The organism is Desulfogranum marinum (assembly GCF_016918565.1).
GTDB lineage: Bacteria > Desulfobacterota > Desulfobulbia > Desulfobulbales > Desulfobulbaceae > Desulfogranum > Desulfogranum marinum.
The window spans coordinates 1-1,246 of the sequence record NZ_JAFFQD010000134.1; the positions used below are offsets into that span (position 1 = coordinate 1).

Annotated in this window: 1 protein-coding gene; it reads right to left on the minus strand. The window is 44.9% G+C overall.

All coding sequences use genetic code 11. The features are described 5' to 3' along the window. On the minus strand, positions 1-1,078 hold a 1,078-nt coding region (locus JWH17_RS23195), incomplete at its 3' end, for a transposase (RefSeq protein ID WP_205225078.1). Positions 1,079-1,246: the final 168 nt, after the last annotated feature.

Genomic DNA, 1,246 nt, shown 5'->3' on the forward strand with positions numbered 1-1,246 from the left:
TTTCGATTTTCCAGCGGGCACGGCCACCACGCATTATCTGCATGGCATTCTCTCGAGAAACCGTAAAATCGGTAATCCATGTAAAATGCAGGACTTTCCCTGTCTTACTATCATTTTGCCAGTACTCTATAAAGTTGACCCGCAGATCCTGATTGGAAGCATTCAGCGGGACGTTGTTTAACAGCCGAAAACAGTGGTGAATATGTGATTTCTTCTCATCTTCAACCACAAACTCCGTTGTTTTTCCCTGTTCGGCGGCATTATCGACAAACTGGAAAAGAAATTCATGGTCCCCTGGTTTTACACCGAGAATATAATGAAGATTGTGCTCCTGAAGATCACGTATATGAGGTGCATTGGAGCTGAGTGCGTCCTCGTTGACAATGAGCGGCAGATGGGGATGCTCCCGGCGTAAGTGGGCGATAAATCGCTTGGCAGCATTACGCTCACAATCATTTTTACTGTTGCCGTCCTGCTGCATGATCATTTCCGGGCAAAGAGGGATAACTTCCTTGCGCTCAGGATGAACTATGGCAGCCCCGAGCATTTGTAGATAATAGGTAATCTCCCCTGTCTTGGAATTTACCTTTTGCATACAAGCGGGGGAATGTCTTTTGTTGGATGAGAAATACCCCGTACCGTCAAGATTCAGCAGGTAACAACCTTCCATGAAGACCATCTTCTCAAGAAGCTTACCGCGCTGTAAGGGGCGGAAAGCATCTTTAAAAACGAGCCTCAGTTCATCCGGGGAGACACCATCAAGAATCTCTCGCATGGCAGAATCGCTGGGAATATTTTTGATGCCGTAAAGTGATCGGAGATTATGGCCACCTGCCTGGCGGCGAAGGTCAAACTGCAACAGCGAAGGATCCTTAAGTGAAAACATTGCAAAACCGGACATTAGGGCATCGACAAGGGGAACAGTGCTATTTTTTGCCCGGTTATCGGAAATGCCTTCAAAACGGTTACGTAGAGATGCGATCAACGCATCTGCATTGAGGTGTTTACGTACCCTGATAGCCTCGGCCCTATCTTTATTCCGTTTGCTTGCTTTCACGATTGTTTTTATATGCGACATAGCGCCTCCTTGTAAGTATTTGTTTTTCTTACAAAAAAGCGAAAATCGCTAACTCATTGATATGTCAAGAAAAATCTCGTTATAAACGCATAAGTTGTTAAAAGTTTACGAAGCCAATTTTAAAGTTTATTGCTATTCTTGGATTTCAGGCAATCTTGGGAACAGCTG